This window comes from Mesorhizobium sp. 2RAF21 (genome assembly GCF_052115345.1).
Classification (GTDB): Bacteria; Pseudomonadota; Alphaproteobacteria; order Rhizobiales; family Rhizobiaceae; genus Mesorhizobium; species Mesorhizobium terrae.
In genome coordinates this window covers 26,349-41,146 of sequence record NZ_JBFRGM010000006.1, presented here as the reverse complement: position 1 = coordinate 41,146, position 14,798 = coordinate 26,349, and the positions used below count along the sequence as shown (strand labels likewise).

Sequence of the window (14,798 nt, the reverse complement as noted above, 5' to 3'; positions counted from 1 at the left end):
TCCTAGGAAATCGACCTTTGCCGCAACGCCGGCGACAGGCCCATCAGATCGCCACGCGTGGCTCGAAGCGGCCGCGCACCGGAAAATCGATCAGGAACGTCTTGCCGCCCTGAGGGTCGGCCGCGCGGGTCGCCTCGTCCTGGTCGGCCCAGGCAGAGGTGATAGCCAGCCGGTCGGCTTCCGCGCCGAAAAAAGCCGGGCAGGACGGCTGCAGCACCGGCATCGGGATGGAGCGCACCAGCTTGCCGTCCGGCGCATAGGCATTGACGGCGCTGGCGCCCCAGCAGGCATTCCACAGGATGCCGTCGCGGTCGACCACCGAGCCGTCGACATCGCCCGGGCTCTGCCGATGATCGCCGAACAGCTTCGGCTCGCCGACCGGCAGGCCGGTGGCCGGATCGCAATCGACGCGCATCAACAGTTTGACATCGCTGTCGACATAATAGGCAACGGCGCCGTCCTCGCTGAAGGCGATAGAATTCGGTATGGTGATGCCGTCAAAAAGCCGGCGCAGCTCGCCCTTGAAGAACCAGTAGATGGCACCCGCATTCTTCGCGTGCGTCTTGCTCATCGTGCCCACCCAGAACGCCCCGCACGGATGCACCCGCGCGTCGTTGGAACGGGTGCCGGCATTGTCGGCCTCGACCGGCGTGTGCAGGGTGAGTTTGCCGGTGGCAACGTCACGCACATGCAGCCCGGTTTCGGTGAAAACCAATTGCCGCTTGTCGTCGATGATGGCGATGGCGCTCGCCATCTGGCCGAGTTCATGCACCTTGGTGACGCCGCTGCGGCCGCGCTCGAGCAACTGGCCGTGGACGATGTTGAACCAGAACAGCGAGCCCGTCGCCGGGTCGTAGCTCGGCCCTTCGCCAAGTTCGCAGATGGTTTCCGAAAGAACCGAGACGATACCAGCCATTATTTCTCTCCGAAAACCGCATCCCAGGCAGCGACCGCCGCCTCGGCCCGCGCCGCGACCTCGGCCACTGTCATGCCCGGCTTGAACAGGCTCGACCCCAGGCCAAAGACGGTGACGCCGGCCGTCTTGTAGCCGGCGAAATCCTTTTCCGAGACACCGCCGACGGCGCCCACCGGCGTGCTGGCCGGCAGGACGGCGCGCATGGCGGCGATGCCACCGGGGCCAATGACACTCGCGGGGAAAAACTTGAGCGCGGACGCACCGAGCCGAATGGCCAGGAACGCCTCCGTCGGGGTGAGCACGCCGGGCATGGTGACCAGGCGGTGATGAGCGGCGCGTTTCATCACCTCGGCATCGATGTTGGGGCTGACCAGCAGCCGCCCGCCCGCGCCCTGCAACGCATCGACGTCGGCAGAGGTAAGCACCGTGCCGGCGCCGATCAGCGCGGTTTTCGGCAATGCCTGGACGATGGCAGCGATGGAGGTGAACGGGTCCGGCGAATTCAGCGGCACTTCGATCGCCTCGATGCCGGCCTGATAAACCGCGCCGGCGACGGCCACCGCCTCGCTGGGCTTCAAGCCGCGCAATATGGCGACAAGGCCGCGCTTCAACTGCGGAAATGGGGCTGTCTGGCTCATGCGCTCTGTTCCTTGCCGGCAATCATGCCGTTCTGGCGCGCCGCCGCGAACAGGCCCGCACGCACGGCAACGTCGGCATCGACCTGTCTGACGACAAGCCCCGCCATCTCCAATGCCGCGCCGTAGAGCGCGGCAAGCGCCCCCGAACCGACCAGCACAACCGGCGCGTCGCCGACCGGATAGCGGCGCAAGGCCGAAGCGATCTCGCCGCCGATCAGCAGACCGGACAGACGGGCGGCGGCATCGTCGGCCTTGAGGTCCTGCAGCAGCCCGGCGGCGCGAACGGCAAACAGCCGCGACGAGACATCGCCACCTTCCTCCAGCGCCTGCCTGCACCAGCGGTGGAACTGTGCGTTGTCCGGGATGACCGGAGCAGGTTGTTCGCCCAGCGAATGGCGCAGGATGGAATGCGTCGCCAGAACGGAGAACAATTCGCCCGTCGGCCAGGTACCGAAACCGGCGACCGCGCCATTGTCGACGACCACCCATTTCGAATGGGTGCCGGGCATGCAGACGACATGCCTGCCGGTCGCCGGCAGGCCGGCTCCGGCCAATTGCGTTTCTTCGCCGCGCATCACGTCCGGCGCGTCGGCCAGTCGCTGCGCGAGACCCGGCACGATGCGGATGTCGCGCGTCGTTCCCGGCACGCGGATGGCGCCCCGCAGGATGGCGTCGATCGGGGCCGGCACATCGACATAGGGCGCCTCGATCCAGCCCTGGCGCGAACCCGCCATGCCGCAAATGACGACGGGCAAGGTCGCCGGGGCCCGCATGGCCGCCAGATGCCGTTCGAGAACGGCCGAGAAGCCGGCCTCACGCGCGGTGATCAGCCCGTCGTCGCCGCGCTGTTCGGCCAAAACCCGGCCGGCGCCGTCGAGCAGCCAGGCACGCAGCCTGGTCGTACCCCAGTCGATTGCGGCAATCGCAGGCGACGCGTTCATAGCAGACCTCCGTCGACGATTAGCGTCTGGGCGGTCAGCATCGCCGATGCGTCGGAAGCAAGGAAGAGGCATGGCCCGACCATGTCGTCCGGCCCCATTTCGCGCGGGATCGCCTGGCGGGCGATGTGGGCTTCCAGCTTATCGCCGCTGACCCAAAGCTGACGCTGGCGCTCGGTGATGACCCAGCCCGGCGCGATGGCGTTGACGCGAATGCCGTCCTTGCCGTAGCGGCCGGCGAGCCCCTTGGTGAGGCCGATGATGCCGGCCTTGGCGGCCGTATAGGCCGGCATGTCGCCCATGTTCAGCATGAAGGACGTCGAGGTGAAATTGACGATGGCGCCACGTCCGGCCTTCTGCATGCCGGGCACCACCGCCTGGGCGGTGAAGAAATGCGGGCGAAGGTTGATCGACAGATTGTCGTCCCATTCGCTCGGTGTCACCGTCTCCGCATCGTGGCGGATATCGTTGGCGGCGTTGTTGACCAGAACGGTGATCGGCCCATGCGCCTGAGCCGCCGCTTGAACGGCGCCGCGCAAGGCTTCGATGTCGCGCAGGTCCGCCTTGAGGAAAAGCGGCGCATGAGCGGCTTCCCGGGCAAGCGCCTCGCAAAGCAGCCGGCTCGGCGCTTCGGCGATGTCGATGAAGGCAACCCTGGCACCCTGGCGTGCGAAACCCTCCGTCAGCCTGGCACCGATGCCTGTACCGCCGCCGGTGATCAGCACCGACGCACCTTCCAGATCGGCAAACCGCGCCGATGGCATCATGACGACTTCCTCCGCAACGCATAGTGCTGGAGCGTCCTTCGTGTCGGAATGGACACGCGGCGCTCTGGCCTGACGGCGCCGCATCCTAGCCAGCGGCCTGCCACGGGCAAGCGTGAAAATGCGCGCCGCTTCATTTTGTCTGACAAAAGGAGAAACGGGGAAGGAATTGGGCCGAAACGCGGCGGCGGGTTTGCCCCTGGAGCGGGTTAGACCGCCTTGGCGCGCAGCGCGCCGCGGAAGGAATCGCGCAGATAGCCCAGCGTAGCATCGGCATTGGCCGGTTTGCCGAACAGATATCCCTGGCCACCAGCGCAACCGAACTGCGCGAGACGGTCGGCCTGCGCCTCCTCCTCGATGCCTTCGGCCACGACATCCATGCCAAGGCCCTCGCACATGGCGAGAATGGCGCGGATGATATGTTCCGACGGACGGTCGTCGAGGATAGACGACACGAAGGCCCGGTCGATCTTCAGCTTGTCGAAGTTGAACTCGCGCAAGCGGCCGAGCGAAGACTGGCCGGTGCCGAAATCGTCCAGCGAAACGCGGATGCCGACCCGCCGCAAATCCTCGACGATCTTTTCGGCCGAGACCGGGTCGTTCATCAGGCCGGTTTCGGTGATCTCGATTTCCAGTCGGCGCGGGTCGAAGCCGGTGCGCTCGAGGATCGACAGGATGTGCAGCCCGGTGTTCTGGTCGACCAGCTGGGACGGCGACAGGTTGAAGGACAGGAACAAATCCGCCGGCCAGCCGCGCGCCGCTTCCGTGGCCTTGCGCAGAACAAGCTGGGACAGCGGCCCGATGATGCCGCGCTCCTCGGCGATCGGAATGAAGACGGCCGGCGATACCGGGCCCAAATCCGGGTCCGACCAGCGCGCCAGTGCCTCGAAGCCGATGGTGCGACGGGTGGCCAGATCGACGATCGGCTGGAAATGCGGCTCGACCTCGCCGGCCGAAACCGCCCGGCGCAGCGCCTGTTCGATGCGGGTGACGCGCTTGGCCGCTTCTTCCATCTCGCGTGTGTAGACGACGACCTGGCCACGGCCAGAGCGCTTGGCGTGATAAAGCGCCGTCTCCGCCTTGTTGAGCAGGATCTCGGTGGTCTCGTCGCCGGAATAAAACAGCGAGCAGCCGGTCGATGCCGACAGCCTGGCGGTGCGTTCGCCGACGTCATAGGGCGCCGACAGGATTTCGATCAGCATGCGCGCCTTTTCGGTCGCCGCCTCCTCGCTGAACACCATCGGATAAAGGAAGGCGAACTCGTCGGCGCCGATGCGGCAGACGGTGGAATAGCTGTCCATCGAGGCGCGCAGGCGCATCGCCACCTGGATCAGGATGTCGTCGCCGGCCTTGTGGCCGAACAGATCGTTGATCGGCTTGAAGCCATCGAGGTCCAGAATGCCGACGGCAAAGGGTGCCGGGTCGTCCGAGCGATCGGAAATGAGGCGTTCGACCTTGTCGAAGAAGCGGCGGTGATTGCCGAGGCCAGTCAACGGATCTGTGAAAGCCAGATCCGTATTCTCCCTGTTCGTCTGCCCGGTGCCAAACGAGGTTTGCATCGGCGTCCCTGTTCTTATTCTGGTATTTCTTATGAGACTGACATCAAACCGTTTAAGAAAGGTATCTCGAATATAAGCCGGCGCTTCCCGAGCGATGAAAAATTATCCGGCGCGATAAACCGTTAGCCGGTTCTGACGCGATACAGTTCAAGGGCCTTGCCCTCGGTGCCGGCAACAGGCTCCAGCCAGGACGGTACCTGGCCCTTGATGAGCGCTGCGAGGAACCCGTCGGGGCTTTGACCCGCGAGAAAACGAGTCTCGGAATTGCCACGACACAAGGCAACCAGCCCGATATGCTGGCCGCGTACGACCGCTTCAGCGGCCGTCGATGTGCCGGTGAATGCGTCCAGAACGAGGAGGTTGCCCTCGCCATTGCGATGATAGGGGCCGGCCAGCACGCGCTGCCCTGTATTGGCAAGTATCAGAGAGCCGAGATTGGATATGGCCATAACAGTCGTGGCCGGTTGCGCCGCCAGAGCGAGATAATCGCCGGGCGTCTCGCAGCTTTGACCGGCGACCGGGCTCGTTTCGCTTTCGGCGATTACCGAAATCGTCGAGGCGCTGACGCTCCAGACGGCGTTCAGTGAAACCAGCCAGACCGCGACGGACGCCAGCGTTGTTTTTGCCGAAGGGAAGTTCGTCGCGTATTCGCGCCAGCTTGCCACCCAGGCTGCCAGCGGGATGGCGGCAAGCGCGATCGTGAAATTTGTACCCCGCACCTGCCAGACGCTGATCGTCAAGGCGGTCAGGAGAAGCACGCCGACGACGAAGACCTCTCGTCGCCGGTCGCCGCGCAACAGGCGACGCAGCACAAGCGCGAGCGCAATCAGCGGCGTAGCATAGGCACCGAACAACATCGCGCGGTTGTCGGTCGCGAGTTGGAACAGCGACTGCACCTCGGATATTTTATCCAGCCACAATGTATGCAGGCGGGGATCGAGACCGGCATAGGGGCTGCGCAGGCATTGCGGGAAAAAGACAGCGACAACCGTGACTACCACGATCCCCAGCAGGAGAAGCGCGACCAATCTGTATGACCGGCTGGCGCGAACGCTGCCGACGGAAGCGGTGGCCGCAAGACCGAAGCCGGCAAGGGCTGCGAGCACGAACTGTATGACAGAAAAGCCGTCGCAGGTCGCAACGTTCCAGTTGGATGGCGCGATGGTGGTGACAAAGATAACGGACGAGACGCCGGCGAAGCCTAGCCCAAAGCCAAAGGCGGTGCGCGCCTCCCGCTCACCATGCATGAAGAACAGCGCCGCCACGCCGAGGCCGGTCACCACGACCAGCGGGGCGGTCTCCATGCCGACGGCGAGTGTTAGGCCCGCGCATACTCCTGACAGGGTGGCCGCCGGCCGCCAATGTGGTGCGTTCAGCAAGAAGTAAAGGCTCGCCGCGACGAGCATAAGCTGTACGTTGTGGTGATCGATGTTGCCGGGTTGATAGAGGCCGATAAAGAAAGGCCCTGCCGCCGCGATGACGAGTGCCGGCACGCCCGCCGCATTTCCACCGTACTGGCGCGCCGCCTGAACAATGAAGAAGACCGTCCACCAGCACATCAACGTTGGCCAGACGATTTTCGCAAAAGTCTCCGCCGCAGGCATGGATAGGCCGAGCGCGTGGGCTGTCGTGATCAGCGCGGCCAAGGGTGCATCCACCAACCGCGACCAGTGCATGATAAAACCACCCTGCGGCCCCATACGGTACTGGTGCAGGTCGAACCAGCCTTGTCCGCTGAGGAGATCCCGCACTTCGACCAACCGCATCTGGCTGTCGTTGTCTCCCCCGGCATTGGTGAGGGTTGGAAATCCGATGCACGCCTCGATCGCCACAAGCAACATCGCGGCACCTGCCGCGAAGGCGAGGTCGCTTCGCCAGCCGTGTAACGGCCAAGGCTTCAGGAACTCGTTGGCGGGATTAGCCTGTGTTTTCATGTTCGCGATCGATGCAGCAGCCAGAAGCGGCAGTCTAAGCAGGCAGCCTTCAACAAACTGTAAAACAGCGTTCCAGCCCTGCATTGGGCGGCGCGGATTCGGACGAACCTCGTCTTAACCCATTGAGGATAGCTTGGGACGACCGCGCGATCGAGAGGCGCGGGCATCGTCACGGAAGGTCAGATGTCCCAGGTGAGCTTTTTGAAGACGGCGGAGAAGAGGGTTCTCAACACAATCCATGACCGGGCGGTGTTCCGGCGCCGCGTTCGGGTCCTCTCAACGTGTCTGGCGGAAGAAATGAGCGCCACGGGCAGCGTTCTCGACCTCGGCTGCGGCGACGGGTCGATCGCGCGTGCGATCATGGACATCAAGCCGGGACTGACCTTTCGCGGCATCGACGTCATGCTGCGGCCACACACGCATATCCCGGTCGAACGCTTTGACGGCGAGACGATCCCGGCGGGCGACGGTTCCTTCGACTGGGTCACCATTGTCGACGTGCTGCATCATACCGACCATCCAGCCCGGCTCCTCGCCGAAGCTGTCCGGGTGGCGCGCGAGGGAGTGGTGATCAAGGATCACCTGCGCGAAGGCTTCGCCGCATACACGACCCTGCGCGTCATGGATTGGGTCGGCAATAAGGGGCACGATGTTCGCCTGCCTTACAATTATCTGAGCCGGGCCGAATGGGGCGTGGCATTCCGCGGTGCGGGCATCGAAGTTCGAAACTGGCGCGAGAACCTCTCGCTCTATCCCTTGCCGGCCAGCCTCGTCTGCGACCGGAATCTGCACTTTATTGCTGGGCTGCGAAAGCGAGGCGCTCAGTGTCTGTCTTCAGACACGAAGACCCATCGCGAGGTCACGACGTAACTCATGAAGGCTGCGGTGATCGTAACGGTCAGCGACGCTGCCGATGGCGCCATGGCCAGGCGGCTGGTGCAGATATGCCCGACCAGGCTCGATGTAGCAGCGCAAGCGAGTTGTGCCATAGCATAGCGCGGCAACGGCGAATTGTCGCGATGCATGCCTCCGAAGGTCCAGTCCCGCTGCGCGAGATAGGCTGCTCCGAAGGCTGCCGCATATCCCGCTGCGCCTGCGAGAAGCGCAGGCACGCCGCACCGCAGCAGAATATAGGTCAGCGCGAATAGCAGGAGATTGGCACCTGCGCCGACGATGACGAAGCGCGTCAGGCGACTGCGAAGGAAGTTCTGCGCCGTTATGACCATCGTCTACGGGCTGCCGACGGAGATGTCGCCGTCAGCCTTTCGCTGTTTCAGCGGAATCTCCAGCACGCCGAGCAGAAATGCCGAGAAAAACGCCTGAAACGAAATAACGATGAGGGTAAGGCCGAGGACGACGATGCGGGGAAGTTCGGAATCGTTCAGTGGCCCGAAATCGAGGCTTGCCCAGCGAAATACCGCGTAGCCTAAGAAGCCCAGGCCTGCCGCAAAGCAAATGCCTGCATTGGCCGCGAGCCGGTCGACGGTAATGGTGTGGCTAAGCCAGCCGGAGCGGCGATTGGATGGCAGGATGCCCATGTTTTCGGCGTAGGTGCGCGAGATCGCTCCGAAGGTGATGAGCTGCATGCCGGCAACGACCATGAAGCAAGCCGCGACGAAGGTGTTGAGGTCGAGAGAGAGATTGTCGATTACCCTTAGCGGCCCGAACACCAGCAATGCTCCAAATAGCGTGCCGATGCCGCACAACGCCGCACCCGGTATGAAGAACAGCCAGCGCGGATTGTACATCAGGAGGAATTTCAGATGGCGCCAACCGTCGCGCCACGTCTTGAGGTGTGGGGGGCGGCTGCGACCGTCCGGTTTCAAGGTCGTGGGCACTTCGTCGATAACAAATCCGGCGAGCGCGCTGCGCACCACCATCTCGGAGGCGAATTCCATACCTGTAGTCTGCAGGTTCAATGTGCGGATTCGCTCGGCTTTGAAACCACGCAGGCCGCAATGAAAATCGTTCGTCCTGATGCTAAAAAACAGCCTGCCCAAGAACGACAGGACGGGATTGCCCAGATATCGATGCAGCATTGGCATCGCTCCAGGCTCGATGCCACCCTTAAAACGGTTGCCCATGACAAGGTCAGCGCCACCGCGCAAGCGCTCGATGAACGCGTCGAGCTGCTCGAAGTCGTAGGAATCGTCGGCATCACCCATGATGATGAAGCGGCCTCGAGCAGCGGCGATGCCGCCTTGCAAAGCCGCGCCATACCCTTTTTCGGTGACTGGCACGACACGTGCCCCAAAGGTCGTAGCAATATGCTGGGAACCGTCCGTGCTGCCATTGTCTGCGATCAACACTTCGCCCGATATTCCTGAGCGGCCCAGAAAGCTCTTTGCCTTCAAGATACAAGTTGCGATGGTCTCGGCCTCGTTGAGGCAAGGCATGAGGATAGTCAGTTCCAGGACGTCCGGCGTCGGCTCGATGGTAGGAGCTGTAACCGCCTTGTCGAACTTCTTAGCGAGCGCGCCCAACGCATCCCTCCCATCAACCCAAGCAGCGGGGACTATGGGCAGCAAAGCCTTAAGATTTCGCTGAAACACAACTCCCGGTCGCTAGAAGATTCGACTGGTGGATTGGCAGCACGAATGCCAGGCGCTACATCATCGCCACCTGGAAATATCGCGCTCACCGGAGACCCTCCATGCCCCTCAAAGTCGCCGTCCAGATGGACCATGTCTCGACCGTGAACATCGCCGGCGACACGTCGTTCGCGCTGTCGCTGGAAGCGCAGCGGCGCGGCCACCAGCTCTTCCACTACACGCCGGACCGGCTTTCCATGCGCGACGGCAAGGTGTTCGCCCGCATCGAGGAAATGCAGGTGCGCGATGTGAAGGGCGACCATTTCACCCTTGGCGCGCCAGTGCGCACCGACCTGTCGGAAATGGACGTGATCCTGCTGCGCCAGGACCCGCCCTTCGACATGAACTACATCACCACCACGCACATTCTGGAGCGCATCCATCCGAAGACGCTGGTGGTCAACGACCCGGCCTGGGTGCGCAACAGCCCGGAGAAGATCTTCGTCACCGAATTCGCCGACCTGATGCCGGAAACGCTGATCACCAAGGATCCGCAGGAGGTTGCCGCCTTCCGCAAGGAGTTCGGCGACATCATCGTCAAGCCGCTCTACGGCAATGGCGGCGCCGGCATCTTCCACCTGCACGAGGCCGACCGCAATCTCGGCTCGCTGTTGGAAATGTTCGGCCAGCTGTTCCGCGAACCCTATATCGTCCAGCGCTACCTGAAGGACGTGCGCAAGGGCGACAAGCGTATCATCCTGATCGATGGCGAGCCTGTCGGCGCCATCAACCGGGTGCCGTCGGACACGGAATCGCGCTCCAACATGCATGTCGGAGGCCGCGCCGAGAAGACCGAACTGACGGCACGCGAACGCGAGATCTGCGCCCGCATCGGCCCGGCGCTGAGGGAACGCGGTTTTATCCTTGTCGGCATCGACGTGATCGGCGACTACATGACTGAGATCAACGTCACCTCGCCGACCGGCATCCGCGAGGTGAAGCGTTTTGGCGGCGCCGACATCGCCGCCCTGTTCTGGGACGCGGTGGAGGCGAAGCGGTGACCCTGAAGACCTATACCGGCAGTTGCCATTGCGGCGCCGTCCGCTTCGAGGCGGATGTCGACATCGCTGCCGGTACGGGGAAATGCAACTGCACGATCTGCACCAAGATGCGGCTGTGGTCCGTGGAGGCGCGCGCGGAAACATTCCGCCTTGTCGCCGGCGAAAGCGAGCTGACCGACTACCAGGGCAAGAACGACGTCGCGCACCACTTCTTCTGCAAACATTGCGGCGTGCGGGGCTTCGAGCGGGTGGACACACCCAACATGACCGGCGCCACCTATTTCAATATCAATGTCGCCTGCCTGGATGGCGTCGACATCGACGAACTGATGGCTGCCCCCGTGACCTATCGCGACGGCCGCAACGACGACTGGGGTTCGACGCCCGCGGAGACCCGGCACCTCTAAGCGGTGGAGTTGGCGATGTTCCGCCCGATTCAACCGCATACAACCCGGCCTACAGCCTGGGCGCGACGATGTTCCCTTATTGTTCTTGCTTTGATCGATAATCCATGCTTGTCTTCGGCCGTTAGCCAGACTTGATCGCCCGGACATGGGCGGCCACTGCTTCGGGGGCAGCATGGTTTCGCGGGTCCGTACGGTTGCATTCCAGGGCATCGAGGCCGTGCCTGTCGATGTGCAGGTGATGGTCGCGCCCGGCAAGGTCGGCATGCAGATCGTCGGCCTGCCGGACAAGGCGGTCGCCGAAAGCCGCGAGCGGGTGCAGGCGGCCCTTCACGCCTCCGGACTGTCGATGCCGGCGCGCAAGGTGACGGTCAATCTCGCACCGGCGGACCTGCCCAAGGAAGGCAGCCATTACGATTTGCCGATCGCGCTTGGCCTGATGGCGGCGCTTGGCGCCATCCCCGGCGATATGCTGGCGGCCTATGTCGTACTGGGCGAGCTTTCGCTGGACGGCACGATCGCGGCGGTGGCCGGCGCGCTGCCGGCGGCGATCGGCGCCAATGCCGAAGGGCGCGGGCTGATCTGCCCCCATGCCTGCGGCCCGGAGGCGGCGTGGGCCGGGCCCGATATCGACATTTTGGCGCCGCGCAGCCTGATCGCCATGGCCAATCATTTCCGCGGCACGCAGGTTCTGTCGCGGCCGGAACCCGGCGTGCACCACGGCGCCCGCGACCTGCCCGATCTCGCCGACATCAAGGGGCAGGAAAGCGCCAAGCGGGCGCTGGAGGTTGCCGCCGCCGGCGGGCACAATCTCTTGATGGTTGGACCGCCCGGATCCGGCAAATCCATGCTGGCCCAGCGCCTGCCGTCCATCCTGCCGCCGCTGGCGCCGAAGGAACTTCTGGAAGTGTCGATGATCGCCTCGGTCGCCGGCGAGCTGGCCGAAGGCAAATTGACCGACAGGCGGCCGTTCCGGGCGCCGCATCATTCCGCCTCCATGGCTGCCATGGTCGGCGGCGGGCTGCGGGCCCGTCCGGGCGAGGTCTCGCTTGCCCATCACGGTGTGCTGTTCCTCGATGAGTTTCCCGAATTCTCGCCGCAGACGCTGGATGCGCTGCGCCAGCCGCTGGAAAGCGGAGACTGCATGATCGCGCGCGCCAACCATCGGGTTACCTATCCGGCGCGCATCCAGTTGGTTGCCGCGATGAATCCGTGCCGATGCGGCATGGCCGGCGAGCCCGGCTATCGTTGCCTGCGCGGCGACCGTTGCCGCATCGACTACCAGGCCCGCATCTCCGGGCCGCTGCTCGACCGTATCGATCTCAAGGTCGACGTGCCGGCGGTTTCGGCCAGCGACCTGATCAAACCGGCGCGGACGGAACCGAGCGCGATCGTCGCCGGGCGGGTCAGCCGTGCCCGCCAGATCCAGCGGCTGCGCTTCGAGGCGCGCGGTCTCGCCGGCGAGACACTCAATGCCCATTGCGCGCCCGGCGTCATCGAGGACATCGCTAGGCCCGATGCCAATGGCATGGCGCTGCTTGGCGAGGCCAGCGAGAAGCTCGGCTTTTCGGCGCGCGCCTATCATCGTGTGCTGAAGGTTGCCCGCACGCTGGCCGATCTCGACGACTGCGAGACGGTCAGCCGCATTCATCTGGCCGAGGCGATCTCCTATCGCATGGCGTCGGAGCGGCTGTCGCAGGCGGCGTAGGCTGGAAACCGGGCCAGCCAGGACGATGTTTGGGCGATTTCAGACGAATCGGCCGGCAGCAAATCGAATAGGCCCATGAGAGCCACCCATCGCGCGCCAGAGCCGCTGTGCAGCCTGCGCGAAGGCCAGCGCGCAGCAGCACCCAAGGTCGCTGCCGCGATCGCCTTCATTCTGGGAAACTCGAAATTTACTGGACCGCGCCGACCAGAACCTGTTGGCCATCGCGGATGGAAACCCAGCGGCCGGTGTTGTCGATGGCCTGGCGTTTCAGATAGCGATAGCCGGTCTGGTCCCATGACTTGACCTTGTCGGTCAGGTTGTCGAGCACGAAATCGCCCTTGTCGGTGCGCACCGTCAGTACGGCATGGCCCTCGCCGTCGGGCTTGCGCACCACGGTGATGAGCAGGTCCGACAGGGAAACGCCGAGCCTCGCCAGCCGGCGGCGCTTTTCCAGCACATAGTCCTCGCAGTCGCCGACACCCTTGTCGGGATAGGCCCAGACTTCGTCCTTGCCGTAGATTTCGAGATCGCTCATCGGCTTGACCGCCGCGTTGACCGAAGCGGTGACGCTGGTGAGCTTGCCCCACAGTCCCGCGGTGAGGCGCGCCGGCGCAAGGTCTTTCGGGCGCACCGAACATTCGGCGGGGCGGGTCTTGCAGAAATCGTAGTGGCCGATCGGCTGCGAGGTCGGTCCGCCCGTCGCCATGACGCTGGCCGCCGCCGCCGGCAGCGTGAACCACGTCGCCACGGTCAGCCCAATCGCCGCCGCCGCGAAGAAACGCAAGCCGTGTGCCGCCGGTGAGGAGTTCATTGTCCCCCGCTCGCCCCTGTTCTTAACAAAACGTTAAAGGCGATTTACATGGCGTGTCAATTCACCCGAAGGACGGATTCACGTCGAGGGTTAATTGCATCCAGGCGACAGCGGTGATTGTGCAACACCCGTCCACAGCCGCGACATCCCGTCGGGCCGGCGATACGGACCATGCGATTGAAGGGGCTGACGCGCCCCGCCGACGGCCGCCGCTCACGGCACCATCGCGCCGATGGCGCCGCGCCAGTTCTAGGCCTGGGCGGCGCGAACGGTCTTGCGCTTCACCGCCACCTTGTTGGTGCGGCCATAGCTGGTGATGAAGTCGACGATGCGCGGCACGATCTCGGCGCGGAAGCGCGAGCCGTTGAAGACGCCGTAATGGCCGACCGCCGGCTGCATGTAATGCACTTTCATGTCGGCTGGAATGTTGACGCACAGGCCCTGCGCGGCCTCGGTCTGGCCGATGCCGGAAATGTCGTCGTTCTCGCCCTCGACCGTGAACAGCGCGACATTGCGGATGGCCGCGGGATCGACCCGCGTGCCGCGATGCTTCATCTCGCCCTTGGGCAGAGCGTGGCGCACGAACACCGTTTCCACCGTCTGCAGGTAGAATTCGGCGGTCAGGTCCATCACCGCCAGATATTCGTCGTAGAAGTCGCGGTGCTTCTCGGCATTGTCGCCGTCGTTCTTCACCAGATGCATGAAGAAGTCCTTGTGGGCGATGATGTGCCGGTCAAGGTTCATGCTCATGAAGCCGGACAGCTGCAGGAACCCCGGATAGACGTCGCGACCGAAGCCCGGAACCGGCCAGGGCGCCTGCATGACGACGTTGTCGCGGAACCAGTCGATGCCCTTTTCCTCGGCCAGGAGGTTGACCGCGGTCGGGTTGCGGCGCGTGTCGATCGGCCCGCCCATCAGCGTCATGGTGGCCGGCACGAAGCTGTCGCCGCGCGCCTCCATCAGCGCCACCGCCGCCAATACCGGCACGGAAGGCTGGCAAACCGCCATCACATGCGTGTCTGGCCCCAGCGCGTGCAGCATCTCGACGATGTAGTCGATATAGTCGTCGAGATCGAAGCGGCCGGCCGAAACCGGCACCATGCGGGCATCGACCCAGTCGGTGATGTGCACGTCCGCGTAAGGCAGCATCGCCTCGACCGTGCCGCGCAGCAGCGTCGCGTAGTGGCCCGACATCGGCGCCACGATCAAAAGCTTCGGGTCGGCCCGGCGTCCGGCCGGAACCTCGCGCTTGAACTGGATGAGATTGCAGAACGGCTTCGACCAGACGGTCCGCTCGGTGACTGCGACCGGTTTCCAATCGACCACGGTCTTGTCGAGACCGAAGGCCGGTTTGCCATAACGACGCGTGGTGCGCTCGAACAATTCCGCCGTCGCGGCGACCGAACGGCCCCACGGCGTGTGCGAGAACGGGTTCAGCGGATTGCTGTAGAGAACCCGCACCGCCTCGGCATAGGCGCGCGCCGGCTGCAAGGCCGCATGGTTCATCTCGTAGAGCTGATAAAACATCCAGGAT

General features: G+C 64.1%; 14 protein-coding genes. 4 read left to right on the top strand and 10 right to left on the bottom strand.

What is annotated here, in order from left to right:
* Positions 1–43 precede the first annotated feature (43 nt).
* From AB4136_RS11220 to AB4136_RS11195, 6 genes are all read right to left on the bottom strand, one after another.
* Positions 44–916 carry an SMP-30/gluconolactonase/LRE family protein gene (locus tag AB4136_RS11220; protein ID WP_024924320.1) on the bottom strand — a complete coding sequence of 291 codons (873 nt, stop codon included), beginning with the start codon at positions 914–916 and terminating at the stop codon, positions 44–46.
* Positions 916–1,554 carry a 2-dehydro-3-deoxy-6-phosphogalactonate aldolase gene (locus AB4136_RS11215; protein WP_024924321.1) on the bottom strand — a complete coding sequence of 213 codons (639 nt, stop codon included), beginning with the start codon at positions 1,552–1,554 and terminating at the stop codon, positions 916–918. The genes AB4136_RS11220 and AB4136_RS11215 overlap by 1 nt, the downstream gene beginning before the upstream one ends.
* A complete protein-coding gene (locus AB4136_RS11210) occupies positions 1,551–2,495 on the bottom strand; it encodes a 2-dehydro-3-deoxygalactonokinase (RefSeq protein ID WP_024924322.1) in 945 nt (314 codons plus the stop codon). Before AB4136_RS11210 ends, AB4136_RS11215 begins: the two co-directional genes overlap by 4 nt.
* Positions 2,492–3,259, bottom strand: coding sequence for an SDR family NAD(P)-dependent oxidoreductase (locus AB4136_RS11205; protein ID WP_024924323.1), 768 nt, complete (start codon positions 3,257–3,259; stop codon positions 2,492–2,494). Before AB4136_RS11205 ends, AB4136_RS11210 begins: the two co-directional genes overlap by 4 nt.
* A gap of 206 nt (positions 3,260–3,465) precedes the next feature.
* Positions 3,466–4,815 (bottom strand): putative bifunctional diguanylate cyclase/phosphodiesterase, encoded by a 1,350-nt coding sequence (locus AB4136_RS11200; RefSeq protein ID WP_065998124.1) that lies wholly within the window; start codon positions 4,813–4,815, stop codon positions 3,466–3,468.
* Positions 4,816–4,937: 122 nt separating this feature from the next.
* Positions 4,938–6,833, bottom strand: coding sequence for a hypothetical protein (locus AB4136_RS11195; protein ID WP_024927809.1), 1,896 nt, complete (start codon positions 6,831–6,833; stop codon positions 4,938–4,940).
* Positions 6,834–6,932: 99 nt separating this feature from the next.
* Between AB4136_RS11195 and AB4136_RS11190 the strand changes: the two genes are divergently transcribed.
* The gene (locus AB4136_RS11190; RefSeq protein ID WP_024924326.1) at positions 6,933–7,619 is read left to right on the top strand and encodes a class I SAM-dependent methyltransferase; all 687 of its coding nucleotides are present in this window, start codon (positions 6,933–6,935) and stop codon (positions 7,617–7,619) included.
* On the opposite strand, the gene AB4136_RS11185 is transcribed toward AB4136_RS11190, so the two are convergent.
* Both AB4136_RS11185 and AB4136_RS11180 read right to left on the bottom strand, forming a co-directional pair.
* Positions 7,571–7,975 carry a GtrA family protein gene (locus AB4136_RS11185; RefSeq protein WP_024927533.1) on the bottom strand — a complete coding sequence of 135 codons (405 nt, stop codon included), beginning with the start codon at positions 7,973–7,975 and terminating at the stop codon, positions 7,571–7,573. The two genes, AB4136_RS11190 and AB4136_RS11185, sit on opposite strands and share 49 nt — an antisense overlap.
* Before the next feature lie 3 nt (positions 7,976–7,978).
* Positions 7,979–9,277, bottom strand: coding sequence for a glycosyltransferase family 2 protein (locus AB4136_RS11180; protein ID WP_441931238.1), 1,299 nt, complete (start codon positions 9,275–9,277; stop codon positions 7,979–7,981).
* 125 nt (positions 9,278–9,402) lie between these two features.
* Between AB4136_RS11180 and gshB the strand changes: the two genes are divergently transcribed.
* The 3 genes from gshB (at position 9,403) to AB4136_RS11165 (ending at position 12,453) form a co-directional block, all read left to right on the top strand.
* Positions 9,403–10,341: a glutathione synthase gene (gene gshB, locus AB4136_RS11175; protein ID WP_024924328.1), complete on the top strand. Its 939-nt coding sequence runs from the start codon at positions 9,403–9,405 to the stop codon at positions 10,339–10,341.
* Positions 10,338–10,748, top strand: coding sequence for a GFA family protein (locus AB4136_RS11170; RefSeq protein WP_024924329.1), 411 nt, complete (start codon positions 10,338–10,340; stop codon positions 10,746–10,748). The genes gshB and AB4136_RS11170 overlap by 4 nt, the downstream gene beginning before the upstream one ends.
* A 172-nt stretch (positions 10,749–10,920) precedes the next feature.
* Positions 10,921–12,453: a YifB family Mg chelatase-like AAA ATPase gene (locus AB4136_RS11165; protein ID WP_024924330.1), complete on the top strand. Its 1,533-nt coding sequence runs from the start codon at positions 10,921–10,923 to the stop codon at positions 12,451–12,453.
* Between the two features lie 187 nt (positions 12,454–12,640).
* Here AB4136_RS11165 and AB4136_RS11160 read toward each other — a convergent pair whose 3' ends face one another.
* Together AB4136_RS11160 and AB4136_RS11155 are read right to left on the bottom strand one after the other, a co-directional pair.
* Positions 12,641–13,264: a transglutaminase-like cysteine peptidase gene (locus tag AB4136_RS11160; protein ID WP_024924331.1), complete on the bottom strand. Its 624-nt coding sequence runs from the start codon at positions 13,262–13,264 to the stop codon at positions 12,641–12,643.
* A 249-nt stretch (positions 13,265–13,513) separates the two neighbouring features.
* A complete protein-coding gene (locus tag AB4136_RS11155; RefSeq protein ID WP_024924332.1) occupies positions 13,514–14,791 on the bottom strand; it encodes a polyhydroxyalkanoate depolymerase in 1,278 nt (425 codons plus the stop codon).
* Positions 14,792–14,798: the final 7 nt, after the last annotated feature.